Source organism: Chitinibacter tainanensis DSM 15459 (assembly GCF_000429785.1).
GTDB lineage: Bacteria > Pseudomonadota > Gammaproteobacteria > Burkholderiales > Chitinibacteraceae > Chitinibacter > Chitinibacter tainanensis.
In genome coordinates this window covers 123,145-148,571 of record NZ_KE386952.1, presented here as the reverse complement: position 1 = coordinate 148,571, position 25,427 = coordinate 123,145, and the positions used below count along the sequence as shown (strand labels likewise).

Annotated in this window: 28 protein-coding genes; 9 read left to right on the top strand and 19 right to left on the bottom strand. The window is 58.5% G+C overall.

Annotated features, from left to right (window positions below; translation table 11 throughout):
- From G482_RS20445 to msrB, 4 genes are all read left to right on the top strand, one after another.
- On the top strand, positions 1-2,526 hold a 2,526-nt coding region (locus G482_RS20445; protein ID WP_169721082.1), incomplete at its 5' end, for a hybrid sensor histidine kinase/response regulator.
- 111 nt (positions 2,527-2,637) lie between these two features.
- A complete protein-coding gene (locus G482_RS19730) occupies positions 2,638-4,254 on the top strand; it encodes a GGDEF domain-containing protein (protein WP_028450398.1) in 1,617 nt (538 codons plus the stop codon).
- Positions 4,251-5,309 carry a hypothetical protein gene (locus G482_RS0113050; RefSeq protein WP_028450397.1) on the top strand — a complete coding sequence of 353 codons (1,059 nt, stop codon included), beginning with the start codon at positions 4,251-4,253 and terminating at the stop codon, positions 5,307-5,309. Before G482_RS19730 ends, G482_RS0113050 begins: the two co-directional genes overlap by 4 nt.
- A 27-nt stretch (positions 5,310-5,336) precedes the next feature.
- Positions 5,337-5,735, top strand: coding sequence for a peptide-methionine (R)-S-oxide reductase MsrB (gene msrB, locus G482_RS0113045; RefSeq protein ID WP_028450396.1), 399 nt, complete (start codon positions 5,337-5,339; stop codon positions 5,733-5,735).
- A 65-nt stretch (positions 5,736-5,800) separates the two neighbouring features.
- Here msrB and G482_RS0113040 read toward each other — a convergent pair whose 3' ends face one another.
- The 5 genes from G482_RS0113040 to G482_RS18675 form a co-directional block, all read right to left on the bottom strand.
- Positions 5,801-6,067: a DUF7683 domain-containing protein gene (locus tag G482_RS0113040; RefSeq protein ID WP_028450395.1), complete on the bottom strand. Its 267-nt coding sequence runs from the start codon at positions 6,065-6,067 to the stop codon at positions 5,801-5,803.
- A gap of 37 nt (positions 6,068-6,104) precedes the next feature.
- Positions 6,105-6,857 (bottom strand): adenosylcobinamide-GDP ribazoletransferase, encoded by a 753-nt coding sequence (gene cobS / locus G482_RS0113035; RefSeq protein ID WP_028450394.1) that lies wholly within the window; start codon positions 6,855-6,857, stop codon positions 6,105-6,107.
- A complete protein-coding gene (locus tag G482_RS0113030) occupies positions 6,854-7,474 on the bottom strand; it encodes a histidine phosphatase family protein (RefSeq protein ID WP_028450393.1) in 621 nt (206 codons plus the stop codon). The genes cobS and G482_RS0113030 overlap by 4 nt, the downstream gene beginning before the upstream one ends.
- Positions 7,474-8,520: a nicotinate-nucleotide--dimethylbenzimidazole phosphoribosyltransferase gene (gene cobT, locus G482_RS0113025; RefSeq protein ID WP_028450392.1), complete on the bottom strand. Its 1,047-nt coding sequence runs from the start codon at positions 8,518-8,520 to the stop codon at positions 7,474-7,476. Before cobT ends, G482_RS0113030 begins: the two co-directional genes overlap by 1 nt.
- Positions 8,521-8,586: 66 nt before the next feature.
- The gene (locus G482_RS18675; protein ID WP_051259018.1) at positions 8,587-9,216 is read right to left on the bottom strand and encodes a GGDEF domain-containing protein; all 630 of its coding nucleotides are present in this window, start codon (positions 9,214-9,216) and stop codon (positions 8,587-8,589) included.
- Positions 9,217-9,331: 115 nt separating this feature from the next.
- Between G482_RS18675 and waaC the strand changes: the two genes are divergently transcribed.
- A complete protein-coding gene (waaC, locus tag G482_RS0113015; RefSeq protein ID WP_084414681.1) occupies positions 9,332-10,309 on the top strand; it encodes a lipopolysaccharide heptosyltransferase I in 978 nt (325 codons plus the stop codon).
- Positions 10,276-11,619 (top strand): 3-deoxy-D-manno-octulosonic acid transferase, encoded by a 1,344-nt coding sequence (locus tag G482_RS0113010; protein WP_245575291.1) that lies wholly within the window; start codon positions 10,276-10,278, stop codon positions 11,617-11,619. Before waaC ends, G482_RS0113010 begins: the two co-directional genes overlap by 34 nt.
- On the opposite strand, the gene G482_RS0113005 is transcribed toward G482_RS0113010, so the two are convergent.
- Both G482_RS0113005 and G482_RS0113000 read right to left on the bottom strand, forming a co-directional pair.
- Positions 11,616-11,945 carry a hypothetical protein gene (locus G482_RS0113005; RefSeq protein ID WP_028450389.1) on the bottom strand — a complete coding sequence of 110 codons (330 nt, stop codon included), beginning with the start codon at positions 11,943-11,945 and terminating at the stop codon, positions 11,616-11,618. The genes G482_RS0113010 and G482_RS0113005 overlap by 4 nt on opposite strands.
- Positions 11,946-11,947: 2 nt before the next feature.
- Positions 11,948-12,409, bottom strand: a complete 462-nt coding sequence (locus G482_RS0113000) for a MarR family winged helix-turn-helix transcriptional regulator (protein ID WP_034619735.1) — start codon at positions 12,407-12,409, stop codon at positions 11,948-11,950.
- 66 nt (positions 12,410-12,475) lie between these two features.
- On the opposite strand from G482_RS0113000, the gene G482_RS0112995 reads away from it, so the two are divergent.
- The gene (locus tag G482_RS0112995) at positions 12,476-13,627 is read left to right on the top strand and encodes an aminotransferase-like domain-containing protein (RefSeq protein ID WP_028450387.1); all 1,152 of its coding nucleotides are present in this window, start codon (positions 12,476-12,478) and stop codon (positions 13,625-13,627) included.
- On the opposite strand, the gene G482_RS19725 is transcribed toward G482_RS0112995, so the two are convergent.
- From G482_RS19725 to G482_RS0112965, 6 genes are all read right to left on the bottom strand, one after another.
- On the bottom strand, positions 13,624-14,130 hold the full coding sequence (locus G482_RS19725) for a hypothetical protein (RefSeq protein ID WP_028450386.1): 507 nt from the start codon (positions 14,128-14,130) through the stop codon (positions 13,624-13,626). The genes G482_RS0112995 and G482_RS19725 overlap by 4 nt on opposite strands.
- A 231-nt stretch (positions 14,131-14,361) precedes the next feature.
- On the bottom strand, positions 14,362-15,252 hold the full coding sequence (locus G482_RS18665; protein ID WP_051259017.1) for a DMT family transporter: 891 nt from the start codon (positions 15,250-15,252) through the stop codon (positions 14,362-14,364).
- On the bottom strand, positions 15,249-15,698 hold the full coding sequence (locus G482_RS18660) for a PliI family lysozyme inhibitor of I-type lysozyme (protein ID WP_051259016.1): 450 nt from the start codon (positions 15,696-15,698) through the stop codon (positions 15,249-15,251). Before G482_RS18660 ends, G482_RS18665 begins: the two co-directional genes overlap by 4 nt.
- Positions 15,699-15,706: 8 nt before the next feature.
- Entirely contained in the window at positions 15,707-16,105 is a 399-nt protein-coding gene (locus G482_RS0112975; protein WP_028450385.1) for a hypothetical protein, read from the bottom strand.
- Positions 16,102-16,902, bottom strand: a complete 801-nt coding sequence (locus tag G482_RS0112970; RefSeq protein ID WP_028450384.1) for a sulfite exporter TauE/SafE family protein — start codon at positions 16,900-16,902, stop codon at positions 16,102-16,104. The genes G482_RS0112975 and G482_RS0112970 overlap by 4 nt, the downstream gene beginning before the upstream one ends.
- A complete protein-coding gene (locus G482_RS0112965) occupies positions 16,899-17,351 on the bottom strand; it encodes an EVE domain-containing protein (RefSeq protein WP_028450383.1) in 453 nt (150 codons plus the stop codon). The genes G482_RS0112970 and G482_RS0112965 overlap by 4 nt, the downstream gene beginning before the upstream one ends.
- A 136-nt stretch (positions 17,352-17,487) precedes the next feature.
- Between G482_RS0112965 and G482_RS0112960 the strand changes: the two genes are divergently transcribed.
- Complete coding sequence (locus G482_RS0112960) at positions 17,488-17,949, top strand: MEKHLA domain-containing protein (protein ID WP_051259073.1); 462 nt, start codon at positions 17,488-17,490, stop codon at positions 17,947-17,949.
- Here the strand turns inward: G482_RS0112960 and G482_RS0112955 are convergent.
- Together G482_RS0112955 and G482_RS20440 are read right to left on the bottom strand one after the other, a co-directional pair.
- Complete coding sequence (locus G482_RS0112955) at positions 17,946-18,704, bottom strand: substrate-binding periplasmic protein (RefSeq protein WP_028450381.1); 759 nt, start codon at positions 18,702-18,704, stop codon at positions 17,946-17,948. The two genes, G482_RS0112960 and G482_RS0112955, sit on opposite strands and share 4 nt — an antisense overlap.
- 144 nt (positions 18,705-18,848) lie before the next feature.
- The gene (locus G482_RS20440; protein ID WP_034619734.1) at positions 18,849-19,925 is read right to left on the bottom strand and encodes a carbohydrate-binding protein; all 1,077 of its coding nucleotides are present in this window, start codon (positions 19,923-19,925) and stop codon (positions 18,849-18,851) included.
- A 17-nt stretch (positions 19,926-19,942) separates the two neighbouring features.
- On the opposite strand from G482_RS20440, the gene G482_RS20855 reads away from it, so the two are divergent.
- A complete protein-coding gene (locus G482_RS20855; protein WP_273431169.1) occupies positions 19,943-20,068 on the top strand; it encodes a hypothetical protein in 126 nt (41 codons plus the stop codon).
- An 11-nt stretch (positions 20,069-20,079) separates the two neighbouring features.
- On the opposite strand, the gene G482_RS0112940 is transcribed toward G482_RS20855, so the two are convergent.
- The 4 genes from G482_RS0112940 to G482_RS0112925 form a co-directional block, all read right to left on the bottom strand.
- On the bottom strand, positions 20,080-20,643 hold the full coding sequence (locus G482_RS0112940) for a hypothetical protein (RefSeq protein WP_028450379.1): 564 nt from the start codon (positions 20,641-20,643) through the stop codon (positions 20,080-20,082).
- A gap of 79 nt (positions 20,644-20,722) precedes the next feature.
- Positions 20,723-21,724: a porphobilinogen synthase gene (hemB, locus tag G482_RS0112935; protein WP_028450378.1), complete on the bottom strand. Its 1,002-nt coding sequence runs from the start codon at positions 21,722-21,724 to the stop codon at positions 20,723-20,725.
- 177 nt (positions 21,725-21,901) lie between these two features.
- Positions 21,902-23,911 carry a BCCT family transporter gene (locus G482_RS0112930; RefSeq protein WP_028450377.1) on the bottom strand — a complete coding sequence of 670 codons (2,010 nt, stop codon included), beginning with the start codon at positions 23,909-23,911 and terminating at the stop codon, positions 21,902-21,904.
- A 172-nt stretch (positions 23,912-24,083) separates the two neighbouring features.
- Positions 24,084-25,343, bottom strand: a complete 1,260-nt coding sequence (locus tag G482_RS0112925; protein ID WP_028450376.1) for a D-amino acid dehydrogenase — start codon at positions 25,341-25,343, stop codon at positions 24,084-24,086.
- Between the last annotated feature and the right edge of the window lie 84 nt (positions 25,344-25,427).

Sequence of the window (25,427 nt, the reverse complement as noted above, 5' to 3'; positions counted from 1 at the left end):
GCCGAAGCCGAAGCCGAAGCCGAAGCCGAAGCCGAAGCCGAAGCCGAAGCCGAAGCCGAAGCCGAGTTACTGCTTCTGGATGGAGCAAGCAGCGAAGATCTGGCAGATTTTGTCGCTGCAGACGAGCCGGCTGAATTGCCGCCCGCGCTCACAGCCGATGCCCCTAGTGGACTGCTGGATGCGTTGACCACTGCGGTGCCAGCCGTGGCCATGGCGGCTTCGCCAATCAACCAGCTGTTGGTCGCCGAAGAAGCGAAGCCAGCGCAAGCGCTGGAGCTGGATGCCAGTCTGAATGACGATATTGATCCGCAATTGCTGCCGATCTTTATTGAAGAGTCGGAAGAATTGCTGCCGCAGATTGGCGAAGATATCCGCCAGCTGCCAAGCGCTGAAGACGCCGAGCCGCTGCTGAAAAATCTAAAACGCACGCTGCATACCGTGAAAGGTAGCGCGCGAATGAGCGGTGCAATGCGGATGGGTGAAGCAGCCCACATCATGGAATCTCGGCTCTTGGAAAGCCAGCCGAACGATCCAACGCTGCAGGCGCGCTTAGAAGCCGATTACGATACGCTGCTGGCCCTATTTGCTGAGCTGAGCAAGCCGGCTAATGCTGCGGCTGCAGCCGTGGAAACTCCGGTTGCCCCAGTGATGCCAAAACTGCTGGCCGCGGCCGATCCGGAAAATAAAACCGTGATCCGGGTGAAATCGGAGCTGATTGACCAGTTGGTGAATCAGGCCGGTGAGGTGGCGATTTCGCGGACGCGGATTGAGTCGGAAATGGTGACGCTCAAATCGTCGCTGGTTGATCTGACGGAGAACGTGGCGCGTCTGCGCGGGCAGTTACGCGAGCTGGAAATTCAGGCCGAAACTCAGATGCTGGCGCGGGAAAAAGAAGTACAAGATCAGCATCGTGAATTTGATCCACTCGAATTTGACCGCTTTAGCCGCTTGCAAGAGCTGACTCGCTTTATGGCTGAGTCGGTGAACGACGTAGCGACGGTGCAGCAGCATCTGTTGAAAAACTTGGATGAGTCTTCGGCGGCCTTGCTGGCGCAGTCGCGGATGACCAAAGAGCTGCAGCAAAGTCTGATGCGGGTACGGATGGTACCGTTCTCCAGCGTGTCCGAACGGCTGTATCGCTTGACCCGCCAAGCCGGTAAAGAGGTGGGCAAGAAGGTCAATCTGGAGATCAAAGGCGGCCGCGTGGATATCGACCGCGGCGTACTGGATAAAATGATTTCGCCGTTTGAGCATATGCTGCGTAACGCGATTGACCATGGCCTGGAAACCAGCGAGCAACGGCTGGCGGCGGGTAAACCCGAGTTTGGTGAAATCCAGCTAGAAGTGCGCCAAGAGGGCAATGAGCTGGTGCTGCAGTTGAAAGACGATGGCCGCGGCCTCGATGTCGCGCGAATTCGGCAAAAAGGGCTGGATAAAGGTCTGATTACTGCGGAGCAGAATGTTTCGGATGCCGATGTCTGCCAACTGATTTTCGAGCCAGGCTTCTCGACGGCGGCGAATGTGACGCAGCTGTCTGGCCGCGGGATCGGGATGGATGTGGTGAAAAACGAGGTGTCCAACCTCGGCGGTAAAATCGATGTCACCACCATCGCTGGCCAAGGCACTACCTTTATCATTCATCTGCCGCTCACCTTGGCGGTAGCGCAAGTCTTGTTGGTGAAAAGTGGCGAGCGCCTGATCGCGATTCCATCGGTGATGGTGGAGCAGGTGCAAGAGCTTAAGCAAGAAGCGCTGGCTGGCCTGTATAAAAACCAAGCACAAGAATGGTTGGGGCAGCGTTACCGCTTTGCTTACCTGCCGCGTTTGCTGGGCGATTTGCAGGCAGTACCAGAGCAGAAACGCTACTCAACGGTGGTGTTGTTGCGCTCAGGGGCTGGACGCATTGCGTTGCACATCGACGAGTTGGTGAAAAACCAAGAGGTGGTGGTGAAGCCAATCGGGCCACAGTTGGCACGGATTCCGGGCGTAGTTGGGGCTAGCGTGCTGGGTACCGGTGAGATCGTGCTGATCATGAATCCGCTGGCACTGCTTGAGCAATCTAGCCAAATCGTGAGCATCGTGCAGCAGCAGGGCAGTGCCGCGCCGACGCAGGCCGCGCGTAGTAGCATGCCTGAGCAGCTGTCTACCGCTCCGGTGGTGATGGTGGTGGATGACTCACTGACCGTGCGCAAGATTACCGGTCGCTTGTTGGCGCGTGAGGGCTTCCAGGTGGTTACGGCGAAAGACGGTGTGGACGCTTTGCAGCAACTGCATGATGTGAAACCGGCAGTGATGCTGGTGGATATTGAAATGCCGCGGATGGATGGTTTTGAGCTGACCCGGAACGTGCGTGTAGCAGAAGACACGCGTGAAATCCCCATCATCATGATTACTTCGCGTACGGCCGAGAAGCACAAGAAGTATGCCTTTGATCTGGGGGTGAATGCTTATCTGGGCAAACCGTACCAAGAGGATGAACTGCTAGGCTTGATCCGGCAGTTCTTGCAGGCCGGTAATCTGCATTAGGACTTTCCCGCTGAAGCACTCATGTGCAACAAAAAGCCCTGCTTAGCAGGGCTTTTTCCTTTATATTCAGCCACCGACTATATTAAGAGTCTGTCTCTCTGGCGATTAATCATGAGTGTGCCTGTCGTCACGCCCGAGCAACTGGAACACCTGCTGACCGAAGCCTTGCGCTGGTATGTGCCGGATTGCGCTCGCAGCATCACTTTGCTGGATGAGGTGGTGCAGCTTGCGCAAGCTCAGCAGCTGGTTGAGCAAGAGGCACAGGCCCAGCTATGGCGCGCGCGCAGTTTTTGGGCGCTGGGTAATTTGCCCGCGGGGCATGCCGCGATTGCGCGCCTAGAAACGCTCTCGCGGCAGATTAAATCGCCGCGCCTCACGGCCGAATATGAGCATGCCCGCGCGCGGCTGCATTTCTCGGCCAGCGAGTATGGCCCCGCGCTTAAAAGCTGGATTGCCAGTTTGCAACAGGCGATGCACCTGCATGCCCATGAGCTGTACTCGCCCGCCTGCCTAGGGATAGGCAATGTGTATTTCTCGCATCAACAGCATGGTGAAGCGCTGCGCTGGCATGAGCTGGCCTTGCAGTTTGCCGAGCGAGTGGATGATTCCGAATTGCTGGCCGAGTGCTACCTGCACGTCATCGCTGATTTGAATCAGCTGCATGAATACGAGCTGGTCCTCAATTTATCTTATCGGGGTGAGGCCGCGCTCAGGCAAAGCCAGCATCAGGCTTGGCTCGCTGATTGGTATAGCTATCGTGGCCAAGCCTTGCTCGCCATGCAGCGTGGGCCAGAAGCGCTCGCCTATATGCAGCAGGCCTGGCAGATTAATCAGCAAACTAGCTATTTATGGAGCCAATCACATAGCCTGATCAATCTGGGTGAAGTGCATCTGGCCTTGGCGGACTATGCCGCTGCGCAACATCATCTGCACCTCGCGCTGGGAAAAATCGATCAGTTTGGCTCGCTGACTATGTATCTACGCGTGTATGGCTTGCTAGCAGAGTTGGGGCAGCGGATGGATAACCCCAAGATGGCCTGGGAAAGCCGGCGCAAATACCATGAATTGGCGATTCGCAATGCACAGCAATTAGCCAAAGATAAGCTCAATACCGCGCTCGAGCGCCGGATCCGCGAGCTTGATACCCAGCTGATGGTGCTGCAAACCCGGCAAGAAAATGTCATGTTGCGCCAGCAAACCACCGCCGATAGCGAGTTGCTCAATACCCTGCGGCATGTCTCGATGCAAGACCCGCTCACCGGTATTGGCAATCGGCGCCTGCTGGATCAGGAAGGCCCGGCCTTGTTTCAACGTTGTCTGGAAGACAGCCGCCCTCTCTCGGTATTGATGCTGGATCTGGATTATTTCAAACAAATCAACGACACCTACGGTCATGCGGTCGGCGATGAAGTTCTCAAAATCAGTGCCTTGATTATGCTGGCCGGTTGCCGTGGTGGTGATTTAGTGGCGCGCTATGGCGGGGAGGAGTTCATCCTCTTGTTGCCGGGGGCGCCAGGCGCCACTGCGGTAGAAGTCGCTGAGCGAATTCGGCTGCGTATTCAGCAATACGATTGGAGTCAGGTGCAGCCTGGGCTCAAGGTCACGTGTAGCCTGGGGGTGGCCGAATGCTTGGATGAAGTCGCGCTGGATGATTTGCAGCAGCATGCCGATCAGGCGCTCTATCAGGCCAAGCATCATGGCCGTAATCGCGTGGAGTCGTATACATGACTCAAGACGAATTTGTACGCTGGCTTGCAGGCCAGCAGGCACTGATGCTGCGGGAAAAGCAGCCCAGCCTAATGGATGCTGCGATTCGGCAGGCGCAGTTGCTGAATTTTGCCTATGGCCAGGCTTTGGCTCTGTTGTATCGCGGCGAATATCTAATCGATCTGGGCGAACAGCCGGCGGCGGCCTTTCGGGATTTTCGCGAGGCGGGTTTGATCGCTCGGCAGCTGCGCAATTGGGGCTTGCTCGCGCAAACCTTGCACTGGCAAGCGCAAAGCCAGTTGCTGCAGGGCGAATACATGCGGGCGCTCGATGTCTGGCTGCAGGCACTGCAAACGGCGATTGAGGCGGAAGACCATCGCGCCTTTATTCGGGGTTATTCGGGCATCGCGCAGGTTTGTCTGGTGTATGGGCAGCTGGATATCTCGCTCGAATACCAGCGTCGGGCGTTGCTATTGGCCGAGCAGGTGGATGACCTTTCGCTGTTGGCCGATTGCCTCTTGGCCCTGATTGCCACCTGCTACCGGCGCAGTTTGTATGAGGAAATGCGCGGTTTGCTCGGGCGGTTGCACGATAATTTGCGTCAGCGTCCGCATCTGGAAACCCAAGCCGAATACCACATCTACACCGGGCTGATTCACCTCGACCACGATGAGCTGGGCGCCGCCGATGAGCATTTGCAACTGGCGCGGGTGTTGGCGCAGCAGCATGGCGGGCTGTGGTGCCGCGCCTATGCGGCGCTGATACTGGGCAAGCTGTATGTGCGTCAGCAGCGGCTGTTGCCGGCCCGGCAATCGCTGGAGCTATGCTTGCAGCTGGGGGAACAAATTCGCGGCTTTGCCATGGGGCAGGAAGCCCATCAGCTGCTAGAGGGGCTGTGCGCTGAGCAGGGCGATTATGCCGGCGCTTTGCGCCACCTTGAGGCCGCGCATGCCCAGCAACTGAGCCTGTTTCAAAAGCAGGCCGAGCGTAAACTCACTCGCACCTTTCTGAAACCACTCACAAATATCGAGCTGGGCTTGCGGCTGGAGTTGAGTCGGCAGCGCTATGCTGGGTAAACTGCGCGCATCCTCTTTCGGAGTCGCATGATGGACAAAATTCGCAAAACCCCGGCCGAATGGCGCGCACAACTGAGCGCAGAGAGTTTTTATGTAACCCGCGAAGCCGGCACCGAGCGGCCATTTAGTGGCGAGCTGTATCGGGTGAGTGCTGCGGGCGATTATCACTGCATTTGCTGCGATAGCCTGTTGTTTAAATCGGGAACCAAGTTTGATGCCGGCTGTGGCTGGCCAAGCTTCTGGGCCGAAGCCGAGCCCGGCGCGACCGAGCGTCATCGGGATACCAGCCATGGAATGGTGCGTGAAGAGGTACGCTGTGCGCGTTGCGATGCCCATCTGGGGCATGTGTTTCCTGATGGCCCTGAGCCCACGGGTGAGCGCTATTGTATCAACTCGGTGGCGCTACAGTTTTATCAGGACGAATAATGTCCTGCATGGGTATTGCCTTGCGGGTCTTGTTAAGTAAGGCCCACAGGGATATACCCAGCTGCTTATTCGTAATCCGGTACGCCGTGGGCGCTGAGGATATAGTCAAACTGGCTAAAATCAACCTCCGCGCTCACAAACGGGCGCAGCGCTTCTAGGCGCGACTCATCCAGCAGATAAGAGAGCTTCATCTCTGGATCGGGCTTATCTTGTTCGGCCGCAAACAGCTGAAACAAAAAGGCCACATCCAGCTCCGGCGCCAAGGGTAAATGGCCGACAAAACCACCTTCCATGCCTTTTTCCCAGACTTCGAGTACCCGAACGATCTTCATGCTGTGGCGCCTAGCGGAATCAAAAATCCGATTATCCTTAATTCAGCGCCAATTTGCCAAGCAAGCTCAAGAGTGGCAAAGCCAGTAAGAGGCCGGTTTCCAGCAATTCGATGCCTGCCCCCAAGCAATCGCCGGTGACTCCGCCCAAACGCTGAAGCAACCAATAGCGATACAGCCAGATCAGCAGCGGGGCCAGCAAGAGCGCCGGTGCAAGCCAAGCGCTCAGCCCCAATAAGCTGAGCCACCACAGTCGGGCCAGCCATGGGCGCTGGGCCCAGGCAAATTGCTCGGCCATGCCCGGCGCCAGCGCTGGCAGTGTTTGCCAGGTAAATACGCCGCTGCGTGCCCAGGCTGGAATCAGCAATAGCGCCCACAGTGCGCTATGGCTCACTAGCCAAGTCAGGGCAACCCATTTGACCAATAACTGCAGAATCAGCGTAACGACGCCAAAGCTGCCCAGATGCGGGTCTTTGAGCACGGCTAGAAATCGGGCCGGATCGCGGTGAGCCGCGCCGAGGCCATCGGCCATATCTGCCAAACCATCCAGATGTAGCGCACCGGTGAGCCATACCCACGCGAGCAGGATCAGCGCTGCGGCCAGCTGTGTTTCACTCTGTAGCAGCGCGGCCAAACCCAGTAGCAAGGCACCGAGTAAGAGGCCGACCGCAGGAAACCAGCCCACCGCCCCGGCCAGCAGGCGTGGCTCGAAGTCGCGGATGGTTGGCGTGGGCAAGCGGGTAAGAAATTGCACGGCCAGCACTGGATAGCGCCAATCAAATCCCAACTTCATCCAGCCTGCTCCACATCGGGCAAGGTGTTTGACCATTCCAGCAGCAGTGGTGGATAGACTTCATCCCACCACAAGCTCACCGCGCCGCCGGGTGCGAGCCAGAACTGCTGATGGCGGTTGGCCGGCAGGCCCAGTGCAAACAGCATAATCGCCTTGATGGTGCCTTGATGCGCGATGATCACGCGATGTTCGGCCTCGCCTTGGCTGACCCATTGGCTCAACGCACCCAACACGCGGCGCTGAAACGCCAGCCAGTCTTCGCCACCCGGCAAAGGAAATTCGGCCGGATCGCGCTGCCAGTTATCCCAGTGGGTATGGTCTTCAGAAGTCCATTCTGATTTGGGTTTGCCGTCGATACTCCCTAGGTGTATTTCGCGAAAGCCAGCTTCGAGCTGCAAAGGCAGACCCAGCGCCTGTGCGGCATCGAAGGCAAAATCCGCGCAACGGGCGAGCGTGGAGCTGGCGATGGCATCAATGGGTTGGCTGGTGAGCCCGCGCCAGCGCGCTTGTAGTTGTGCAAGCCCCAGCGGCGATAGCGGCGGGTTGCTGTGGCCGAAAATCGCGTTGCTGGCGCCAACGGCTTCGCCGTGACGGATGAGTGTGAGACGGAACGGCATTAGCTCAGATTCGCCGCGGCGACGCCGGCTTCGGCAAACGTGGCCATTTCGGTGTGCAAGGCCAGCGCACTTTGCAGCAGCGGTACGCAAACGGCCGCACCGCTGGCTTCGCCCAAGCGCATGCCTAGATCAACCAGCGGTTGCAAGCCCAGTGCGGCCAAGGCTAAGCGGTGGCCTTGTTCCTGCGAGGCATGGCTGGCCAGCAACCAGTCGGCCACGGCTGGATTGGCCTTCACGGCCACCAGCGCGGCGGCGGTGGTAATAAAGCCATCTACCAAGGCGGGAACGCCCAGCTCAGCGGCGGCGGTGTAAAAGCCGGCCAGCGCGGCGATTTCCAGCCCGCCTACTTCGCGCAGCCAATCCATCGCGCTATTGGCGCCGGCCGCTTTGGCGCGGGCTAAGGCATCGCTCACCACGGCGATTTTGAGCTCGTGTTGCTGGGTATTGATCCCGGTGCCACGGCCCACAATGTCTGCCGGGCTATACCCGGTGAGGGCACAAATAAGCGCCGCGGCGGCGGTGGTGTTGGCGATGCCCATTTCACCACCGATCAGTAGGGTTTTACCATTGCGGATCATCTCTTCGGCGCAGCCGAAGCCGCCTTGAAAGGCTGTTTGGCATTGCTGGTCGGTCATGGCTGCGGTGTGGCGCAGATTGGCCGTGCCCGCCGCGATGGGCGCGCGGAATAATTTGGCGCGCGGATTGCTCGGCACCGGATAGGGGCTGGCTACGCCAACGTCGATAATTGCGAGGCTAATCTGATGCAAATTGGCCAGTACACTGATGGCTGCGCCACCGGTCAGGAAATTCACCACCATTTGCGCTGTGACTTCGGCGGGAAAGGCCGACACGCCTTCGGCCGCCACCCCGTGGTCGGCGGCAAAAATGGCTACGGCGGGCTTGAGACGATTCGGTGTTGGCGCGGGCAAACGCGCGGCGAGCCAGATGGCGAGGTCTTCCAGTTGCCCCAGACTACCGGCTGGTTTGGTGAGTTGGGTTTGGCGTTCGCGTGCGGCGGCCGCGAGCGTGGAATTCGGTTGAGCCATGTCAGTGTCAAGTTCGGGCAAGAAAGCCCGACTTTAGCCGCTCGCGATAGGAAGGGCAATGGTCAATTACACCACGACCGCAGCTTGCTCCTGATAAATCGCGATGCGGTCGATGCCTTGTTGCATCGCTTGTTGCAGGGCTGAATCGGCGGCGAGCAGCAGGTCTTCGATGCCGGCGGTTTCTGATTGCTGCGTGGCGAGGCCCATGGTGACCGAGACGGTCAGCGCGATACCATCAGGCAGATTAAAGCTGCTGGCTTTGACTTTTTGCCGGATCCGCTCGGCCACGATTTGCGCACCTGGCGCTGGAGTGTTGGGCAGCAGGACCACGATTTCTTCGCCGGAAAAGCGGGCGGCGAGATCAAAATCCCGAATTGAGGCCCGGATGGCATCTGCGACGTGCTGCAAGGCTAAATCCCCAGCCTGATGACCAAAGCGATGATTGATTTTGGCACAGTGATCCAGATCGATTAGCAACGCCGAGGTGGCTTGACTGGCGCGCTGCGCCCGATTGAGCTCATGCTCGGCCAGCTGCAGAAAATGCCGCCGTTGCAACAGCCCGGTAAGTTCGTCGGTCAGCCGATGGCTGGCCAGTGCATGGCGCAAACGGCGCAGCATTTGCCATTGCCAAATAATCACCGCGCAGGCGGCCAGCAAGATGAGTAGCCACATGGCCAACTCCAGCAGCAGGGTCATGATCCTTCATCCTAGCAGGCGCGCTGATTTTCGCGCGGCCGATTCATGCTGTGGGCATATGGCTTTTGTCAGCCCAGATGCGCCCAGCGGGCGGGTTTGGCAGTAAAATAGTCCCATGACTATTAAACCCAGCTCTGCACGTATTCTGATCGTGCGCATGTCGTCGATGGGCGATGTGATTCACCAATTGCCCGCCATTACCGATCTGGCCCGCGCCTACCCACATGCTCAGATCGACTGGGTGGTGGAAGAAGGTTTTGCCGAGTTGCCGCAGCTGCATCCGGCGATCCGGCGGGTGATTCCGGTGGCCTTGCGCCGCTGGCGCAAAACCCCGCTGGCGAGCCAAACACGGGCTGAGTGGCAGCAATTCAAAACCGAGCTGCGCGCTTGCCGCTACGATGTGGTGGTGGATGCGCAAGGGCTGATCAAAAGCGCGGCGATTGCGCGGCAGGCTTGTGGCCCGGTGGCTGGGTTTGACCGGCATTCGATCCGCGAGCCGCTGGCTAGCCTCGCCTACTGCCGTAAATATCCGGTGAGCAAAACCCAGCATGCGATCGAGCGTAATCGTCAGCTTACTGCGGCGGCGTTAAATTACCCGCAAGCGGGGGCGTTGGACTACGGCCTGCGCGTGCCGCCGCGCGAGCTCACTTGGCTAGCAGCCGGGGATTATTGCGTTTGCCTCACCGCGACGAGCCGGGCGGATAAAGAATGGCCCGAAGCCAATTGGATTGTGCTGGGGCAGCGGCTGTTGGCGGCTGGCGTTCGCCCCGTTTTGCCGTGGGGCAGTGCGGCCGAGCGTGAGCGGGCCGAGCGCATTGCCGCTGCCTTGCCCGGGGCCATGGTGGCGCCGAAACTTACCCTGACCGACGCGGCAGCCTTGTTGGCGAGGGCGTGTATTGTGGTTGGGGTGGATACAGGCTTGGCCCATCTGGCGGCGGCGGTGGCTGTGCCGACGGTCGCCATTTTTTGTGCATCCGATCCCGCGCTTACCGGAGTACTGGCGGCTAGCTATGCCGTGAATTTGGGCCAGAGCGGAGCTGCTCCGACGGTGGATGCGGTGTGGCAAGCCGTGCTGGCTGGGTGGCAGCGCTAATGCGCGGCTGGCTGGCGGCGGGCTGTTACCGGCTGGCGCTGTATCTGGTTTTCCCACTCATCTGGCTGTATCTGCTCAAGCGCGCGCGCAAGCAGCCGGCATATCGGCTGTACTGGGCTGAGCGGCTGGGGTATTACTCAAAAAGCATGATCAAGAAAGGCTTTCGAGCAGATACCCGGCCGATTTGGGTGCATGCTGTTTCCGTCGGTGAGATGCGCGCCTCACAGCCAGTGGTACAGGCACTGCACCAGCGTTACCCGGATAGCCCGATTTTACTCAGTTGCATGACCCCCACAGGGCGAGCAACTGCACACGAATTATTCGGCCCCGCATCGGGTATCAATGCCCAGGTGGTGTTTTTACCTTATGACTATCCCTCAGCTGTGGCGCGGTTTCTGGCGGCGTTTCAGCCGCGTTTAGGCCTCATTATCGACACCGAAATCTGGCCCCATTGTATCGAGCAATGCCAGCGCGCCGGCGTGCCGCTGGTGCTGGCGAATGCTCGTCTTTCGCAAAAATCGCTGGCAGGTTATTTAAAAATGGCATCGCTATTTCGTGCGGTGATGCCCAAATTTGCCGCAGTCTTGGCGCAATCGCCCGCGGATGCTGCGCGCTTGCAGCAAATGGGCGCGGTGAATGTGCAAGTGATGGGAAATGTTAAGTTCGACAATCAGATTGACCCATTACTAATCGCGCGTGGCCAGGCGTGGAAAAACACCTTGGCGCGTAAAATTATCCTGTTGGCCTCCAGCCGCGATGGGGAAGAAACCCTGGTGTTGCAAGGCCTGGGTCCACTTGCTGCGGATACCTTATTGATTATTGTGCCGCGCCATCCGCAGCGCTTTGATAGTGTCGCGGCCCTGCTGGATGCGCAGGGCTTGCACTATGTGCGCCGCAGTCAATGGCAAGGTGAGCCAACCCGCGCACAAGTGATCCTTGGCGATAGCATGGGGGAAATGGTGGCTTGGTACAGCGCGGCCGATGTCACCATCATGGGTGGGTCACTGCTTAAATTTGGCAGCCAGAATCTGATTGAGGCCGCCGCCTGCGCTTGCCCGGTGCTGTTGGGGCCTTCCACATTTAACTTCGCTCAAGCGTCCGCTGAGGCGATTGCCGCAGGTGCGGCTTGGCAAGGCCAAGATGCTGCTGTGGTATGCCAGCAAGCTTTAGCCGTACTGGCCGATGCCTCGCGACTGCAGGCGATGGGCCAGGCCGGCCTTGCATTTAGCCAGGCACATCGTGGGGCTACTCAGCGGCTACTTACCGCACTGACCCCTTACTTGGGCGCGGCGGATCAAGCGCAGCGTTAATGGGTAAAGGCCCACAGATATAGCAAGAGTAGATCCAGCACCATGCTGGCGATAATCCAGTTCAGCGCGAGAAAAACCCATTGCTGCTGCGCTGGAATGGCGTGGCGCGAGGCGCGGGAAAATACAAAGCCATGAATGGCCGAGACACTGCTATTAAATTGCCCCATGAGTAGCCGTGGGTCGTCAAAGTGTTGCTGGCGCAGCTCGCGCTCGTTTTCCAGCTCGAATTCCGGATAGTACTGCTGCACGAGTCGTCGCGCGCGATGAAAGAGCTCAGCATAAGCCAAGCCCAAGCAGGCCAGTATCAGCAGTAAAGCCAATAACATGCTTAGCTCCGCGTTTTCTTGGCCAAAAGCCCCAATACCTGTTTAAAGCCCGCTTCGGCGGCGGGGCCGCATTCGGCAAACACCGCATCCAGTACCACTCGCTGTGAGCCGGATAGGCGCTCTTCCAGCTCGGTGCCTTTGTCGGTGAGCGCCAGGCATTTCACCCGTTTATCAATCTCGGAAGGACTGGTGGTGATCAGGTCCTGCTCAATCAGTTGCCGTAGCGGCAAATTGAGCGCCTGTTTGGATACGCCAAGTTTATGCAACAGCTGATTCACCGAGAGCCCACCTTGGCGGCCCACAAAATACAGAATCCGGTGATGCACGCGCGAAAGGCCTAAATCAGCCAAAACGGCATCGGGCTGGGCGGTAAAGCCCTTGTAGCCATAAAACAGCAGCTCAAGTGCGCAATTGAGTTCAAATTCAGTGTGTTGCAGTGACTGATGAGCGGCGTGGTCCGGCATGTTGACGTATCTCCTGAATGCAGTAATATAGGTCATGTATGTTGACCTAATTTGCCGGAGACGCCGATGTTTGCCCCACGCATTACCCGCTTACGACCATCGCTGGTGCGCGAGATTCTGGCTGCGGCCCAAAGCCCCGGCATGATTTCTTTTGCCGGCGGTTTGCCTGCGACTGAAACCTTGTATTCGCCAGACTGGACGCAGCTGCAGCTGTCTCCTCAACTTTTGCAGTATGGTCCTTCCGAAGGCGAGCCGCAATTACGGGCATTGGTGGCTGAGCGTGCGCGCCACATGGGCCTTGATTGCTCCGCAGAGCAAGTCTTGATTTTGAATGGCTCCCAGCAGGGAATTGATCTGGTGGCCAAGCTTTGGGTGAGCGAAGGCACGCGCATTTTGTGTGAATCGCCGACCTATCTGGCCGCCTTGCAGGTGTTTGAGCTGTTTGGCGCTGATATGCAGCCGGGAGCGGGGGATGCGGCCGGTCTACTGCCCGCGGCAGTCAAGGCCGAGCAGGCCGAGTTTGCGTATTTGATTCCTACGTTTCAAAACCCAACTGGCTTGTGCTATCCGGCCGAGCGTCGCGCTGCGCTGGCTGCTGCATTTGATCAGGCCGGTATGCCGGTATTTGAAGACGACCCGTATCGAGATCTGGCGTTTGATGGCACGCCACCCGCGCCACTGGTTGCCGGTTTGCGTTCCGCGCGCTGGGTGTATCAAGGTTCGTTTTCCAAAACGCTGGCGCCTGGGCTGCGTTTGGGCTATTTGATTGCCCATCCGGATTTGCTCACACCGCTTACCCGGTTGAAACAGGCTGCCGATTTGCATAGCAATCGCTTAAGCCAAGGCATTGTGACGCAGGTGCTGGCCACAGGTGCGCTGCAAGCGCATTTGGAACAGGTACTGCCAGTGTATCGCGCCAAGCGCGATGCGATGCAGGCGGCGCTGCAACGTGAGTTGGCGGATGAGGCAGAGTGGGAATGCCCGGCGGGGGGCTTGTTTTTCTGGTTAAGCTTGCGTCGAACCATCGATGCGCTCGCGCTAATGCAGCAAGGTTTGGCGCAGGGCTTGGCCGTGATGCCGGGGCAGCCATTTTATGCACAGACCAGCGCACCAGCGGCACTACGGCTAAATTTCAGCCATAGCACGCTGGCGCAAATAGAGGCCGGCGTTGCCACCTTGGCGCGTTTAATCCGGCAGGCGCCGGCGCTGGCGGTTTAAGTCGTGGCTTTAAACAGCACTTCAATGGCTTTTTCGCCATTGAAGGCAGCGCCACGGTGACCCGAGCGGCGCAGCGCTTCGGCCCATTGCTCCACAATGGGCGTGAGCTCTTCGGCGCGGCGCACGCTGGCTAATTGGCTGGCTAGTTTGTCTTCCCAGCTTTGGCCCAGAAATTCATGGCAGACCGACAGGATAATTTTGCGGGCTTCATCGATTTGCCGTTGCTGATTGCGTGGCGGTGGCGGCGCGATCGTGCTTGGCCCGGAAAAACGAATTTCTTCCAGTGGCTTTTGTGGGGTGTCACGGCTGATAAAACCGGCATCATGCAGGTTTTTCAGATTGAGTAGCACCTCTTGCCCCGGCAACATTGCCACTAGCATGGCCGAGCTGCGCTGCCCATCAATCATGAACAATAGCTGCCGTTCTTTTTGGCTGATTTTCCCGCTGCGCGTTTGTAGTTCTTGTTGTCCGGCAGGGGTTTTGCTGTAGACCAGTGATTCCATCGCTTTCGCCTCGCAAACTCCGTCTTTTTATATAAGCAAACTGTGATGTAGCTCGCAATATTTGACTACGAGTCTGGCGAAAAACCTACACTCTGTCCCTACCGCTTATCAGCTCCCCGCGGTTGCTGCGGATGTCGTGCGTGCTTAATGCGATATGCCTATGGGGTATTGGCTCGAAGCGATTATTAGCTAAGCTGGTTGGGGTTATACCTGCCGGGGTATTGGGCTGGATTAGCTGGGCTGATTTGTCGGCATTTCGCGACGGCTGGCCCAAACATGCACGGCCAGCCCGAGCATGATGCAGGCGGTGCCGATGAACTCATGGCTTTGCAGGGTTTCTGCATTCAAGGCGTGCCCCAACCACAGTGAGCTGGCTGGCGTAATCAGTGCGATGAGCGCAACACTCATTGGCCGACACTCGCGGATCAGCCAGTAATACAGACTAAAACCCAGCACCGAGCCCACTGCGGCGAGGTAAATCAAGGCCACGGTGGTTCGCCAGGGCCAGTGGCTGACCCACGGCGCCCCTGCGAGCAACCAAAACAGCAGCGTGGTCAGCGCCGCAATTTGTAGTGCGCCAGCATTCACCAACCACGGCGAGAGCCCGCTGGCAAAGCGTTTGAGCAACACGGCCGCGCCCGATTGCAAGGCCATTGCCACACAGAGCGCCAGTAAGCGCCAGCCGCCATCGGCTTGCCAATGCAGCTGGCGGGCAAAAATAATCAACAGGCCTGCTAGGCCCAGCGCAATCGCCAGCCATTCGCGGCGATCAAGCTGGCTGCCCAGCCAGCGGCTGGCGAAAATCGCGGTCGCCAGCGGCGATAAACCAAAAATAATTGCGATCAGTCCCGAAGACACGGCCTGCGCGGCCCAGAAAGAGCAACACATCGAGCAGGCGGTGGCCAGCCCCGCGATCCAATAGGCTCGCCGGTATGGAGCTGCCAGTGGCAGACTTTGGCGGCGCCATGCCAGCCAGCCCAGCATCAACACTGCCGCCAGCACAAAACGGCCGGCCAGCGCCAGCGTAAACGGCAGCCCTTGTACGCCCCACTTGATGCCTAAGGCGGTAGTGGACCAAACCGCAATTAAAAATAGGTAAGCTGCATTGACGCTTGGCTTCACTTCTTGCGCACAACCCGTTTAATTTCGATCAGCGGGTCTGCTTTGGGGGGAAGGTCGCTCAGTTGCAACAGCAGTTTGAGCTGGCGGTTTTGCCAGCTAAATAGATCGGCATGCAGATAGCCTCCGCTGCCAGCACTGCGCGTTACCACCACCACTTCGCCGGTACCATCGCCATCGGCATCGGTATTGAGCAGGCGCTCCACCTGACCATCGCGGGCGATGATAAGGCCAGCCTGATAATCATCAAGCGGGAAATCCGGGTTTTGTCCGCCGTACAGGCGAATACTGTAGCTACCCATGCTGCGCGGCTCGTGCTCACCTTCGGCGACGACTACCGTGCTGTGGTTATCCGGCATCCGTAGTTGTTCTACAAAGCGGTAATCGCCGGCGTGGCTGCAGGCACTGAAAAGCAGGGCACACACTGCAGTGATAGACAAAGCTTTCATCGCGAATCTCAACGAGGTTGACCAATAAAGAGGGAGTCGCCACCACTCTGAATGCTAACAGCACCTTGGGTGGTGAGGATAAGGGTAATCAGCATCGCTAGCGTGAGCGCCGTTTCGGTGGCGGGGCCGATCCACGGCCCTGGCGCAGGGGGCGGCGGCAGTAGCCGGCGTGCCAGCTGGCCAATCGGCTCTTGATAAGCGCTAGGGCCTTCTGCGCAATTGAGGCGCAGTTGATCGGCTTCTTGGCTGGTTTCGAGTTCCGCTTGGCTTAGCGTGGCGCTGTCTTGCGTGATGCGCTGCTGCAGAGCTAGCAAGGCGCTGCGGCAGGCCGGGCTTAGCTCAGGATTCGCGCAGGCGGGCTGGCTGATGAGCAGTGCGGCGCAGACGAGACCGAGGTGGCGCCTCATGGCAACAAGCCCCAGAGCATTTTGCTGGCCAAGATAATCAGCAGTGCGGCAAAGATTTTTTTCAGCACGGGCACGGGCAAGCGATGAGCCGCCGCTGCACCGAGCTTGGCCATTGGGAAGCTCGCCAATACAATGCCAATCAGGGCGGGTATATAGATGAAACCCAGACTATAGCTAGGTAAGCCGGCTATACCCCAGCCACTGACGATGTAGCCGATAGCGCCCGCTACCGCGATGGGTACGCCGATGGCCGATGAAGTGGCGATGGCGGTTTTAACCGGCACATTGCAGGCATTCATAAACGGCACCGACAGCGACCCCCCGCCAATCCCCACCCAGCTGGAAAGCACACCGATTAAGCCGCCCATGCTCAGCAAGCCCGCTTGGCCGGGTAGCTGGCGGCTGGGCTTGGTTTGCCAATTCAGCAGCATTTGCGCGGCCACAAAATAGGCAAATGCCACAAAAATCCATTGCAATGCGCGGGTGGAAATAAACCCGGCAATCTGTGCGCCAGCAAAGGTGCCCAGCAAAATGCCTGGGGTGATGCGCCGCACCACATCCCAGCGTACCGCGCCTTTGGCGTGATGAGCACGCACGCTGGCGATGCCGGTAAACACAATGGTGGCCAAGCTGGTGCCCAGCGCCAGATGCTGCTGATGTGCCGGCAAGACGCCCACGAGCTTAAATACCGCCAGCAAAGCCGGCACAATCACCAAGCCACCGCCAACGCCCAACAGGCCGGCCAGAAAGCCGGCCAGCAAACCCACGCTGAGGCAGGCCAGAATAATCACGGTCATGCTAATAATTCCTGCAAATAGGCCCACTCGGCCGCGGTGACAGGCGTAATGGACAGACGTGAGCCTTTTTGCAGCACCACCATCTCGGCCAGCGGCGGGTGCTGGCGCATTTCGCTTAAAGGTAATAAGCGGGTTTTGCGGACAAAGGCCACGTCCACCTGCTGCCAGCGCGGCTGTGCTGGGGTGGATTTTGGGTCGTAGTATTTTGACTGCGGGTCAAACTGGGTCGGGTCGGGGTAGGGCGCGCTGCACACACGGGCAAAACCGGCGATGCCTGGCTCGGCGCAGGAGGAATGATAAAACAAGACACCATCACCAATCTGCTGGGTATCTCGCATAAAGTTACGTGCCTGATAGTTCCGCACGCCATACCACCCCACCGTATGTCGGGCGGCGAGATCATCGATGGAGACATCATCAGGTTCGGATTTCATGAGCCAATAGCGCATGGCTAGCTCCAATGTGGCCGCGGTAGCTGCTGAGTAAGGGCTTGGGCCAGATAAAGCTTCAATCTGCCCAGCCTGACCGGTAATGTCAAGTTGCCGCGGGCGGTATAATGCCGGCTTTCGCCTGCTGGAGCGCCTGATGCCGCAAGATATTGCCCAACAACTGCCCTGGATTGCCCGTATGCGGCGTAGCCATCAGCACTTACTGGGGCGTCCGCTGGTGGATCCGGCCTTGAGCGATGCCGAAGCTGCAGCCGTGTTGCAACAGGCGCCATTTTGCCTGCTGGCCCACGATGGCACTGCCGACCCGTGCTTTGTGTATGCCAATCAAACCGCGCTGGATTGCTTTGAATATACGGCCGCTGAGCTGATCGGGTTGCCTTCGCGCCTTTCGGCAGAAGCGCCCAATCGCGAAGAGCGCGCTGCCTTGCTCGCCAGCGTGGCGCAACAGGGCTATGCCAGTGGCTACCGTGGCTTGCGGATTGCCCGCTCAGGCCGGCGCTTTTGGATTAAAGATGTCACAGTGTGGAATTTGCTGGATGAGCAAGGCCAGCCCTGCGGGCAGGCGGCGGTATATGCCACGTGGGAAGACGCGGTTTAACGCTGCAGCTTGGCCTGCGCCAGCAGCCGCGTGAGCTCGCCCGTTTGCCGCATGCGCTGCAGACCTCGGTCAAACTGCTTGACCAACCAATCGCCCTGCGGAATTTTCTTGCTGATCAGCAAATGCAGGTTTTCGCTGTGCACCGGGTTGGGGTCATACAGCAGGCTAAAGCGCGCCTGCGGTGGCAAGGTGGTGCCAATCAGATAATCACAGACCACTTCTTCGCAAGGAAAGGCGGCAATGCGTCCGGCATACAGCTTGGCCAAGCTTTGCGCATCATTATTGGCCTGATCCACCTGAAACCATTGCTGCTGTTGCAGGCTGCGCCAGCGTGGCCCGTAGAAATAACCATTGCTCATGCCCACTCGGCTATGACGCAATGATTCGGGATCGCGCCAGCTCACCGGTTGTTGGCGATGGTAAAACAGCACCGTTTGGCTGCGATAGACGGGCAGGCTGTAGTAAAAATCGGTGCGGCGCTCGGGGGTGCTGGTCCAGAGCAGCGTGCCATGAAAGCGCCCGCCCCGGGTTTCTTCCAGCGCTCGTCGCCATGGCATGAATTCGTAATTCACGGTAATGCCCTGCAAGGCAAAGGCGCGACTGACAATCTGGCTACCATAGCCGTAACCGGGGAGTTTTTCCCCCAGGATCGGCGGCCATTCCCCATTGGCGAGGGTGATCTCGATCGCCAATGTAGCTGGGCTCGCCAACAGCAAGGCCAGATAAATTGAAAGTTTTGCATAAGCCAATTTCATCTGGGCACTGTATTAGCTGTCGCTAATGGCGTCAATCGGGAGTGGCCTTGTCAAGCCATTGAATGCTTTAGCATGTGATCGGTAACACCCCATTAGTAAAAACCCCGCTGGACGCGGGGTTTTCAATGGCGTTATTGCGCTAGCTTAGGGCCAGACGTTTTGGCCAAATTTGTATTTCGCCAGCAAGGTGCTGGGGCGACAAATATCGCCATTGCACAGCCAAACGCTTACATAGTTGCCCGCCGCTTGGCTTGGGGCAATGGTGGCGTAGCCTTGCAGCACGCCGCCAGCCGAGCTGTTGAATTGGGCTACGACGGTGCCGGCCGCGACGCTGCAGCTACCATCGGCGTTGCGGGGAATCACCGGCGGTGCAGGCGGCATGGGGGCGGGCACATACATCATTTGGGGACCGCTCTGGCTGGCTACGACTTTGCCATCGATACGCACTTCCCAGCGCTCGATGCTGGGTGGCACCATTTCGGGTGGGCGCTGATTGCGGGTTTCAAGCTGCGCGGTGCAGCTGGCCGTGGCGATGTAGGCAAAGCTGATCGGGTAAATATACGAGCCGGCGTTTACACTCACCCGCAGTGTTTGATCTGCCTGCTGCTCGATGCGGCTGCTAAATTGTGGCGGGCGCTGGCGCAAAGTGGGCGCGGCCCCTTTATCTTCCCAAGGGCTGCCAGCTTGGTCGGGTGGATTGTTTTGGGTCCACCAGCGGGCCTGATACAGCCGACCATTAAACACGGCTTGCTCGCTGCCCTGATAGGCTTTGCTGGCGCTCCACAATTGCGGGCCAGATTGCGCGGCTTGTATTTCCCATGCGCCCCAGGCTTGGCCGGGTTTCTCGTTTTGCGTCCACCATTTGGCCTTGTAGATTGCACCATCCAGACTCACCAGATCGCCAGTGTTGTAAACCTTGCCCGCATCCCAGGTTGGGGCGGTGGGATTACTATTGCCATACACTCGGTCAGTTTCACCATCGGTCAGCGATGGGGGCTGGCCGGTCTGGCCGTAGCGCTCCACTTGCGCGGGGCAGCTGCCATTGGTAATCGGAGGCTTATATGGATAATTAGGGTCTTTATCCGGGTAGGTGACTGGTAGGCGGCCATCGAGTCCGGCCGGCAGGGCCGGTGCGGCTACAGGGGGTGGTGGTGTACAGGCCCAGCTGGCAGAGGCCAGCATGGCCGCGCTGAGATTCAGCACGAGTGCTGCAGTTTTCATGGTCATTCCATCCTTGTATGTTATTGATTTGCCAGCATTGCTTGCTGGTCTGGCGCGTGGGCGCCGTGATCAATATCCGCAATCGGATGGGTAAAGGCAAGATTGGCTTGCGGCGCTGTGATCTGGAAAACACAGCGCACTGACCGTTAGAAAACTAAGGGGCGTGGCGCCGGGCGGCTAGGTCTTGCAGGATTTGCCAGGCTTGCTGCGCGTTTTGTTCGGTAAGGCTGTGCAGCTCGCTAGCTTTATGAGTGATTTCATCAATCAGGGCCGCGTTTTCTGCCGCTTTGGCCACTTGCAGATTCAGATTATCAATATCACCCGATACCCCGGCCAGCAGATCACTTAGCCGTTTTTTCTGCGCTTCCATTTCCGCCATTTTGGCGTCGAATTTACTCTGTCGCTGCCGATCGACCAAAAACGGAATCAGCAAACCAAACACCCCCAGAAATAAACCAATCGCGCCAGTTAGTACCGACAAATGCGATTCCCACCAATCGATGGATTTGCGGCTGGTTTCAAACCAGTTCTTCTGGTTTTCCAGTTCGGCTAGCTGGTTTTGCTTGAGGGTCTCAACTTGCAGGTTGGTGAGCTGTACATCGTGCTTGATGCGCTCTAACTCTAGTTGCTGCTCGGCAGTAAATGGCTCGACCGCCACGCTCGGCAGCGCGAGCAAGCAGTTCATTGTGAGCAGCAAGGTAGCAAAGAGAGTGCGCATGGGTTTGATGCAATGCGAAAAGAAGAGCCGCCAGTCTAAACCAGCGCTGGCGGCTATGCCAAATGCATCAAGGGCAGTGTTAGTCCTGCAGCCATTTCGCGGCATCGAGCGCGTAATAAGTCAGGATGGCATCGGCGCCGGCGCGTTTGAACGCGAGCAGGCTTTCCATGACCACCGCTTTTTCATCCAGCCAGCCATTTTGCGCGGCGGCTTTCAGCATCGCGTATTCGCCGGATACCTGATACACGAACGTTGGTGCGGCGAATTCGTCTTTGACGCGCCGTACGATATCCAGATAAGGCATGCCCGGTTTCACCATCACCATATCTGCGCCTTCGGCCAGATCGAGGCTGACTTCGTGCAGCGCTTCGTTGCTATTGGCCGGGTCCATTTGATAGGTGTATTTATTGCCCTTGCCCAGATTACCGGCCGAGCCGACCGCATCGCGGAACGGGCCATAAAAGGCACTGGCGTATTTGGCCGAGTAGGCGAGGATGCGGGTGTGAATGTGATTGTCGCGATCAAGCGCGGCGCGAATGGCACCGACGCGGCCATCCATCATGTCCGATGGTGCGACAATATCGGCGCCGGCGGCAGCGTGGCTGGCGGCTTGTTTGACCAGCGCAGCGATGGTTTCGTCGTTCAGCACATAGCCATGTTCATCAATAATGCCGTCTTGCCCGTGTGTGGTGTATGGGTCGAGCGCCACATCGGTAATGATGCCCAGCTCGGGAAAACGCATTTTCAATGCTTCCACCGTGCGCGGCACCAAGCCACGCTGATTCCACGCTTCGCGCGCATCCAGCGTTTTCAGTTGTGGCTCGATCACCGGAAACAAAGCCAGCGCGGGGATACCCAGCTTAACCGCCTCTGCTGCCACATCCAGCAGCCGATCGATACTCATGCGCTGTACGCCCGGCATGGAAGGAATATCTTCGACGCGATCACGACCATCCAAGACAAAAACGGGCAGGATCAGGTCGCTGGCAGTGAGGGCGTTTTCACGCATCAGGCGGCGGGAAAAATCATCCCGGCGCATCCTGCGCAGGCGAGTGGTAGGGAAGGGGCGGTTGGTATGCATGGATCTATCCCGGGCTGGTGGGCCGCGCTTGTGGTGCGAGCCCGCATAAAATAAGGTGATGGGCGTAATTTTAGCCCGTTTGCGCTGGCTGCGGGCTGAAAAAAACCGGCGGCCAGATTGATTGCTGGCGCGCCGGGCTTGGAGTTGCACTGGCCGCTCTACGCGGCCAAGGCAAGGTTAGAGCGTATGCTCCGGGGTGGTATTGATCAGATGGGCTTGCTGGCTCTGGCTTAGCGACAGATACCGCTCATATTGCTTGAGCACATCGGCAATGATTTCTTCTTCGCGCAGGTATTCGATGGTGTAGCCACGACGACCGTCGGCAAAGAAGGTGACCGGTTCATAGGTAAGCTGTCGCTCGCTGGCCGGCAGGCCCGCATCACGCAGCGCAAAGCTGGCCATCGGCCGCGCCACCGCATGCACACCGTACACAAAATTGCGCAGATTGGCTTGCGGTACCACCAGCGACAGGCCGCCATCGTCGTGCTCTTCTAGCCGGCTGGTATAACCTTGCGCCTGCATTTCCAAGGCCACTGCCGTTAGTGCTGGACGCACACGGCTGTGGATAAAGCTGGCCACATCTTCGGCCGTGGGCTGCTGCAGAATTTGTGTGAGGCGCTGCTTCCAGTGCTGGCCATTCCAGAAGCTGCTGGCTGGGGTAAATTTCTGCTGCGAATGTCGGCGATCTGCCACCAAACCGCGCCAGAGCGAAAAGGCCAGCAGCAGCATGATCAGCGCAAAGGGCAGCGCGGCAATCAGCGTCATGGTCATCAAGGCTTTTTGTCCGCCAGCGCTCAGCAGCGTGGCTGCCGTTAGCCCCAGCAGGGCGGCCCAGAACAAACGCTGCCAGATTGGTGAGCGCTCGGGGTCTTTGGACGACAGCGTATCCAGCATCAGCGCGCCCGAATCTGCCGAGGTGACAAAAAACACCAAGATCAGCAGCATGGCGATGACCGCCGCCACGCTCGAGAGTGGCAGATAATCAAAGAACTGGAACAGTAGCGCGTCTACATTGCCCGCCGTGGCGCTGAGCGCCCCTTGAGCGGTGTGCATATCAAACCAGATTACCGAATTCCCAAACACCGTCATCCATAGGAAGGTAAACAGACTCGGGATAATCAGTACGCCAGTAATGAACTCGCGGATGGTGCGGCCGCGCGAAATGCGGGCAATAAACAGCCCGACAAACGGTGACCAGGAAATCCACCATGCCCAGTACAGGATGGTCCAGCCGCTGAGCCAGCCTTCATTATGCGGCGGGGTATAAGTGAAACTACGGAAGGTAAGCTGGGGCAGTTGGCTGAAATAGTTGCCCAAATTATCGCTAAAGGCACCGAGCAAGAACACGGTCGGGCCAGTAAACAGCACAAACAGCAGTAACAACACGGCCAAGAGCAAATTGAGCTCGGAGAGGCGGCGCACGCCTTTGCCAATGCCGGTGGCCGCGGAAATCCCCGCCAGCACGATCACTGCGGCAATTAGGGACAGTTGGACGGCGAGGCCACTGGTATCCCAGCCCGTTAGGCGATGCAGACCGGCTGCCAGCTGTACCGAGCCAAGGCCGACTGAGGGCGCTAGGCCAAACAGGGTACAACACAGCGCGAAAATATCGACGGTATGCCCCAGCGGGCCGTGAATGCGCTCGCGCAAGATCGGGTACAGCCCCGAGCGCAGCGAGAGCGGCAGGTTATAGCGAAAGCCAAAATAGGCCAATACCAGCCCCACCAGGCCGTAAATCGCCCAGGCATGAAAACCCCAGTGTAAAAAGGTGCTGCTCATCGCTTCACTGGCAGCGCCAAGGGTTTGTGGCTCGGCCAGTGGCGGATTGACGTAGTGTTGCAGTGGCTCACCCACGCCGTAATACATCAGCCCGATCCCCATGCCGGCGGCAAACAGCATCGCCAGCCAGCTACCAAGGCTAAACTCGGGCTCGGCATCATCGGCGCCGAGGCGGATTTTGCCGTAATCACTGATCGCTAGGCCCAGCAGGAAGATAAAAAAGCCGGAGACGGCTAGGGTATAAAACCAGGAAAAATGCGCGGTAATCCAGCTTTGAGTAGCCACGAGCTGTTGCTCAACGGCTTGGGGGGCCAGCGTTGTCAGGGCGATAAGGCCCACAATCAAAATCAGGCTGGGATACAAAACCGGCAATCGGAAAGTATGCCGGGATAAGGCAGGTGGTGACATGGTGCGCTCCGGTTGGGCGCGCAAGTGCGGCGGCTAGCCGGCAGAATATTGCGCGCGGTGAACAGGGCGGCCAGCGTCGGGCTGGCCACGTCGAGCTTTACTTTACTCGCCCGGCATAGCGCAGCGCGCCGAACAATGTCACAAGCGTAAATACTGCACAAAAACCCCGGTATTAGTGGGCGCTGTAGCGGGCGAGCCCCAGTTCGCGGCTATCGATCTCGGTTTTTTGCTGATTGATGATGTCGGTGAGCACCTTGGCCGAGCCGCAAGCCATGGTCCAGCCCAGCGTGCCGTGGCCGGTGTTGGTGTACAGATTGTCAATCGGAGTTGGACCAATAATCGGCGTACCATCGGGCGTCATGGGGCGCAGGCCGGTCCAGGCGCTGGCCTGATTCAAATCTCCCGCTTGTGGGAAGAGCGAATGGGCCACCATTTTCAGCGTGTCGATCCGCCCGGGCTGAATGGTTTTGTCAAAGCCCGCCAGCTCGGCCATACCGCCCACGCGCAAACGCTGATCAAAGCGGGTGAGGGCGATTTTGTAGCTCTCATCCATGACGGTAGAGCGCGGGGCTTGCTCGGGATTCTGCAGTGGCACAGTGATTGAATAGCCTTTCACCGGATACACGGGCAAATCCAGCCCCACCAATTGGCCCAGCGCGCGGGCCTGACAGCCAGCCGCCAGCACCACCGCATCACAGGCCACGGTTTCGCCCAGCAGCTGTACCCCGCTAATGCGCGCGCCCTGGCGGCGAAAACCGTGCACTTCCACGGCATAGCGAAAGCGCACCCCGGCGAGCGTGGCCAACTCGGCTAGGCGCGTGGTAAAGAGTTGGCAGTCGCCGGTTTCATCATTCGGTAGCCGCAAGGCGCCGCTCAGGCGCCCAGCCAGATGGGCCAGTGCGGGTTCCACTTCGACAATGCCGGCTGGATCAAGCAGCTGATGCGCTACGCCCATTTGCGCCAGTAATTCGGCATCGCGACGGCCATTGTCCAGCTGCTTGGGCTGGCGGAAGATTTGCAATGTGCCCAGCGTGCGTTGCTCGTAGTCGATCCCGGTTAGCGCGCGTAGCAGCTTGAGCTGATCACGGCTGTATTCAGCCAGCGGCACCATGCGGTTTTTATTGCGGGCATATGCGTCAACGGTGCAGTTGCTCAGCATGCGCGCCAGCCATTGCCACTGAAACGGATCAGCTTGTGGCCGAATGCGTAGGGGGCCGTGGCTTTGCAGTAGCCATTTCATCGCCTTGAGCGGAATCCCTGGCGCTGCCCATGGCGCGGCATAGCCTGGGGAAATCTGCCCCGCGTTGGCAAAGCTGGTTTCCTGCGCTGGCGCTGGCAAGCGCTCTAACACCGTGACCTGATGGCCGGCCTGCTGCAAATAATAGGCGCTGGTCACGCCGACCACGCCGGCGCCGATCACAACAATCTGCATGATTTCATCTTCCTGTGGCGCTCATGCGCACTAATGAGATCAGCATAGTGATTTGCTTGGCAGGCGACGATGCGGATTATCCTT